Here is a 4,962-nt window from a genome sequence, read left to right on the forward strand (position 1 = left end):
GAGAGCTCACGCCCATCCAGGCCGTCACGAGCCTGCTCCAGCGATGAGGAACGCCCGGACTCGTCCGGGCGTTCCCTTCAAGGACATCGGCCGTCCACGTGTCTCCCTACCTGATCGCCCCGTTGAGCCCGTTCGGGAAGAACCCGCCGCGCGAGGCGCCCGGCGCGAGGTACACGATGTTGAGCACCTCCCGCGTCGTCCGTCCGAACGCCACGCTGTTCGAGTCCGCCACGACGATGTTCGCCATCCCGCCGCGCGTCAGGCCCTGATCCTTCCCGCCGCCCACCTTCGCGCGCAGATCGCTGATCGCCTGCGTCACCTGCCCCACGTTCAGACCCGCCGCGGCGGGCATCGCGCGCCGCTCGAACAGCAGCGTGCGGATCTCGCCCGCGTGATACGCCTCCACGGCGAGGATGCCCGCCGCCGCGCCCAGCACCGTCGGGTCCGTCAGCAGGGGCGCCGCGCCCCGATACGCCGTCACGCCGACGTCCTCGAAGATGTACGCGCCGTGCAGGAAGAACAGATCGTTCGCGAAGGGATTGAACCCCCTGATCGCGCCGCCCGACGCGGCCTGACCGGCCGCGTCGAACGCGGGGCCGAGGTCCAGCACGGGCCGCGCCACCGCCGACGCGCCCAGCGCGGAACGCAGGAAGCGCACGTGGCTGATCTCGTCCTCCGCGATCTCCTCCGCGTACTGCCGCGTCGCGTTGCTCGAAAAGCGCATCGCCGAGCGGCCCGTGAAGCCCGCCGGGAGGCGGATCTCCGCGCCGCCGCCGAGCTCGCGCACCTCGTCGAGGCGTCCCACCGCGGCCGCGTAGAAGGCCGCCTCCAGGTACTCCAGGTTCAGCGCGAAGTTCAGCACGTCCCCGTCCACGTTCGGACGCGCGGACTGCGCGACCGCCACGGACGGGACGGCGGCGATGGCGGCGGCGCCCGCGCCGAGGCGGCCGAGCGTCAGGAGGGCGGAGCGGCGATTCATCTTGTCGTTCATGGGAAGACCTCCGAGGTCACGAGCGGGGCAGGCGCCCCTCACGGCTCGACAGGTAGTAAGCGCGCCCGCGCGCGCCGGATGGCGCGGACGCCGGACCTGAACGGAAGGTGAACGGTCCGGGCGTCCGGGTGCTTCCCGGTTCCCGTCTCTCCACTCATGGCTGCGTACGCACCGGGACGGCCCGGTGCTCATGCCAGGGGCGTTCACGTGTCTCTCCACTCATTGGGTACACTCCTCCCATGTCCAGAACGATCTTCGAGCGCATCATCGACCGCGAGATTCCCGCGAGCGTCGTGTACGAGGACGACGAGTTCATCGCCATCCGCGACATCGCCCCGAAGGCGCCCGTGCACGTCCTCGTGATCCCCAAGAAGGTCAGCGCCCGCGTCGACGAGATCCAGGACGAGGCCGAGATGGGCCGCCTGTGGCTCACCGCGACGAAGGTCGCGCGGTCGCTGCTGCCCGACTACCGCCTCGTCGTGAACGTCGGCGCGGGTGGCGGGCAGGAGGTCTTCCACACGCACGTGCACATCCTCGGCGGCTGGGAAGGGAAGATCCCCTTCTGACAGGGACGCGGCGCTCCGGACCTTCCCGGAGCGCCGCGCTGAGACTCGTGGTTCAGGGCTGCTGGTTGTGCGCCACCTCCGCCGCCGCCTTCGTGCCGAGCGCGCGGGTGAAGGCCGTCTCGCTCTCGGAGCCCCTGCGGCTCTGCGTGCCGATGCCGCCGCGCGCGGGCAGGAAGCGGTCCATGACGGACAGCAGGGTACTCGACTGGCCGGGGAAGAGCGCGTGGAACGTCGCGAGGACTTTCGCGGGCACGGACGTCACGATCTCCGCTCTGCCGTACCGGAGCGCGTCGATGATCTCGTCGGCGGCGGCCTCGGGCGTCTGGGCGAGGCCGGGCAGGTTGTCCGCGAGGGAGAACCACGCGTACTCCTGCTCGTGACGGCCCTTGTAGTCCACGTTGCGGGGACTGCCGGTGCTCATCAGGCCCGGGTGGACGGTCGTCACGACGACGCCGTCCTTCAGGAGTTCCGCGCGCCAGCCCGAGCTGAGGCCCGTCAGGGCGAACTTGCTGGCGCTGTACGGCAGCAGGTGCGGCACGGGCACCTTCCCGCCGACGCTGGAGATGTTCACGATGCTCCCGCCGCCCTGTCCGCGCATCGTGTCGCGCACGGCGAGCATGAAGTGCAGGGGACCCCAGAAGTTCACGTCCATCGCGCGCTCGTAGTCCGCCCTGATCATGCTGTCGAGCGGCCCGACGGAGATGATCGCGGCGTTGTTGATCAGCACGTCGAGACGTCCGTAGTGCTCCACGGTCCGCAGGACGGCCCGGCGCACGTCGGCCTCGTCGGCGACGTCGCAGGTGAGCGCGAGGACGCGCGCGCCGAGGTCGGCGAGTTCCTCCTCGGCGCGGCGCAGCTCGTCCGGGTCGCGCGCGACGATCGCGAGCCGCGCGTTCATCCGCGCGAGCTTGCGGGCCAGCACGAGACCGAGGCCGCGCGAGCCGCCCGTGATCAGCACGACCTTCTCGTGCAGGTCGAGGGGTTTGCGTCCGAGGGCGCGTCCGACGAGGTAGGCGGCGGCGGTCGCGGCGAGCAGGGTGGGCAGTCGCGTCATGCTCCCGTTGTACGCGCCGCGCCCGCGCGCCACGCCCCCACGCGGGTGAAGCGGCGTTCACGCTGAGGGGCGCTTGCGCGCCGGGCCCTCTTGCGGCAAGACTCGGAGGGTGAGAGTCACCGACATGAACTGGATGCAGCTTCAGGCGTACCTGGAGTCCGACGACCGCTGCGTCCTCCCGCTGGGCTGCACGGAGCAGCACGCCTACCTCAGCCTCGCCACCGACACGATCCTCGCGACGAAGGTCGCGGCGGACGCCGCCGAGGGCCTCGGCGTGCCCGTCTTTCCCTGCCTCACGTACGGCGTGACGCCTCAGTTCACGGCGTACCCGGGGAGCCTCAGCGTGGACCTCCCGACGTACGTGAAGGTCCTGGAGGGGCTCCTCGACAGCCTGCGCGCGCAGGGCTTCCGGCGGGTGCTGATCGTGAACGGGCACGGGGGGAACACGCCCGCGCGGGACCTGCTCGCTCCATTTCTCGCGGCGCGGCCCGAATTCTCGTTGCGCTGGCACGACTGGTGGAACGCGCCGCGCACGATGGCGGCGGTGAGGAGCGTCCATCCCGTGGCGACGCACGCGTCGTGGATGGAGAACTTCCCGTGGACGCGCCTGCACGGCGTGGACGTCCCCGAGACGGACAAGCCCCCGGTGGACTGGGGGGCCGTGCGCGACCTGCCGCCCCTGGAGGTGAAGGCGGCGCTGGGCGACGGCAGTTTCGGCGGGCCGTACCAGGCGGAGGGCCGTCACATGGCGCGCATCTGGGCGACGGCGGTGGGGGAGACGCGCGACCTGCTCGCCTGGGACGTCAGCGCCGCACGCTGACGCGCCGCGCGGGGGCCTGCTTTCGGACCCACTTCACGAAACGCTGCACCTGCGGATCGTCACGCAGCCGGTCCAGGTTGCCGAGCTCGCGTTCGAGGTGCTCGTTGCTGTAGAGCGCGTGGATCTGACGGTGGCAGGCCGAGCAGAGGTCGGCGGTGGGCAGCACCTGCCCGCGTTTGCCGCGCGACCGGGGGACGAGGTGGTGGACGGTGATCTGCGGGACGTCCCGCTCGCACAGGGCGCACAGGGGCATACACCGTCATTCTGCCGTCCCTGTGCGCCTCGCGCCGTTCCCGTGGTCACAGAGACACGTGGCCGCTCCAAGCAGAAGCACCGGACCGCTCCGGTGCGTACGACGCTCCCCATGGTCACAGAGACACGTGGACGCCCCAGGCAGGAGGACCGGGCCGCCCCGGTCCGTACGACGCTCCCCATGGTCACAGAGACACGTGGACGCCCCAGGCAGGAGGACCGGGCCGCCCCGCCCATGCGTGGAGAGACGCGTGGGCGCACGAAACATGAGCGAGGGGCCGTCCCTGAGCGTACGCAGCCCTCAATCCTCCACGTGCTCGTACCCGTCGAGGCCGTCGAAGAAGCCCCGCAGGGGCCACTGCGGGATGGGGCCGCGCGTCCCGGCGAGCGCGAAGTTCTCCTTCGCGACGATGGAGCGCCGCATCGCCTCGCGCTGCTCCTCGGGAAGCTGGTTCATGCGCGAGTTGGGGCCGGTCTGGCTGCCGTGGGCGCGCAGCGCGGCCATCTTGCGCTCCCCGTACGCCTCGACGTCCATCGCGACGGCGATGGTGTCGGGCGTGACGCCGTAGCGTTCGGGTTCGTAGTCCATCGGCATGCCGCTCTCCACGAAGCGGCGCGTGAGCTCGACGGGCATGGCGGTGTAGAAGAGCCGCCGCAGCCCCGGGTAGCGGGCGGTGCCGCTGTAGAACGCGGCGGTGGCGGCGCGGTGCACGACGAGGTGGTCGACGTGGCCGTAGCCGCCGTGCGGGTCGAAGGTGAGCATCACCTGCGGGCGGGCCCGCTCGATGACGTCCAGAAGGCGCGTCTCCACGTCGAGGGGCTCGACGTTCAGGAGGGCCCTCGGGTCGTCGTGGCGGGTGCGTTCCTGCCGTCCGGAGTCGTGGTAGCCCAGGAAGACGGGGTCGGGAATGCCGAGGGCCCGGCAGGCCTCGCGCAGTTCCTCCTCGCGGTGCCGTCCGAGGTCCTCGACGGTGAGGGTCGGGTCGGTGATCTTGCCCGCCTCGCCGCGCGTGGCGCACGCGAGCGTGACCTTCACGCCGCGTTCGGCGTAGCGGGCGAGGGTGCCGCCGGAGGAGAAGGCCTCGTCGTCGGGATGGGCGAAGACCGCGAGCAGGGACGGGGGATCGATCGGCATGCGCCCATCATGTCGCGCGCCGCGCGCGGGGAATTGCGCGCGAGGTCACGACGCGCTCCCGTCGAGGCCCGCGCGGGCGTAGTCGCTCAGGAGACGCGCGGCGGTCCGCGCGCCGTCCTCGGCACGGATGGAGGCGCTCAGGCG

At 71.5% G+C, this 4,962-nt stretch carries 6 protein-coding genes; 2 read left to right on the forward strand and 4 right to left on the reverse strand.

Annotated elements, in window-relative coordinates; all coding sequences use genetic code 11:
* Positions 1-106: 106 nt before the first annotated feature.
* Positions 107-991: a ferritin-like domain-containing protein gene (locus tag DEIPI_RS0107290; RefSeq protein WP_045233845.1), complete on the reverse strand. Its 885-nt coding sequence runs from the start codon at positions 989-991 to the stop codon at positions 107-109.
* A gap of 239 nt (positions 992-1,230) precedes the next feature.
* Here DEIPI_RS0107290 and DEIPI_RS0107295 point away from each other — a divergent pair, with 239 nt between their 5' ends.
* A complete protein-coding gene (locus tag DEIPI_RS0107295) occupies positions 1,231-1,557 on the forward strand; it encodes a histidine triad nucleotide-binding protein (protein WP_027481341.1) in 327 nt (108 codons plus the stop codon).
* A gap of 52 nt (positions 1,558-1,609) precedes the next feature.
* On the opposite strand, the gene DEIPI_RS0107300 is transcribed toward DEIPI_RS0107295, so the two are convergent.
* A complete protein-coding gene (locus tag DEIPI_RS0107300) occupies positions 1,610-2,611 on the reverse strand; it encodes an SDR family NAD(P)-dependent oxidoreductase (RefSeq protein WP_027481342.1) in 1,002 nt (333 codons plus the stop codon).
* A 109-nt stretch (positions 2,612-2,720) separates the two neighbouring features.
* Here DEIPI_RS0107300 and DEIPI_RS0107305 point away from each other — a divergent pair, with 109 nt between their 5' ends.
* Complete coding sequence (locus DEIPI_RS0107305) at positions 2,721-3,431, forward strand: creatininase family protein (RefSeq protein ID WP_027481343.1); 711 nt, start codon at positions 2,721-2,723, stop codon at positions 3,429-3,431.
* On the opposite strand, the gene DEIPI_RS0107310 is transcribed toward DEIPI_RS0107305, so the two are convergent.
* Together DEIPI_RS0107310 and DEIPI_RS0107315 are read right to left on the reverse strand one after the other, a co-directional pair.
* Complete coding sequence (locus DEIPI_RS0107310) at positions 3,415-3,684, reverse strand: HNH endonuclease (protein ID WP_027481344.1); 270 nt, start codon at positions 3,682-3,684, stop codon at positions 3,415-3,417. The two genes, DEIPI_RS0107305 and DEIPI_RS0107310, sit on opposite strands and share 17 nt — an antisense overlap.
* A gap of 300 nt (positions 3,685-3,984) precedes the next feature.
* The gene (locus DEIPI_RS0107315) at positions 3,985-4,818 is read right to left on the reverse strand and encodes a PIG-L deacetylase family protein (RefSeq protein WP_027481345.1); all 834 of its coding nucleotides are present in this window, start codon (positions 4,816-4,818) and stop codon (positions 3,985-3,987) included.
* Positions 4,819-4,962 lie beyond the last annotated feature (144 nt).

Source organism: Deinococcus pimensis DSM 21231, assembly GCF_000519345.1.
In the GTDB taxonomy this organism is placed as follows: Bacteria; Deinococcota; Deinococci; order Deinococcales; family Deinococcaceae; genus Deinococcus_A; species Deinococcus_A pimensis.

What these genes read in the sequence shown, in the direction of transcription:
- DEIPI_RS0107310 (WP_027481344.1), bottom strand. Translation starts at nt 3,684, where the DNA reads ATGCCCCTGTGCGCCCTGTGCGAGCGGGACGTCCCGCAGATCACCGTC.
- DEIPI_RS0107290 (WP_045233845.1), bottom strand. Translation starts at nt 991, where the DNA reads ATGAACGACAAGATGAATCGCCGCTCCGCCCTCCTGACGCTCGGCCGC.
- DEIPI_RS0107295 (WP_027481341.1), top strand. Translation starts at nt 1,231, where the DNA reads ATGTCCAGAACGATCTTCGAGCGCATCATCGACCGCGAGATTCCCGCG.
- DEIPI_RS0107300 (WP_027481342.1), bottom strand. Translation starts at nt 2,611, where the DNA reads ATGACGCGACTGCCCACCCTGCTCGCCGCGACCGCCGCCGCCTACCTC.
- DEIPI_RS0107315 (WP_027481345.1), bottom strand. Translation starts at nt 4,818, where the DNA reads ATGCCGATCGATCCCCCGTCCCTGCTCGCGGTCTTCGCCCATCCCGAC.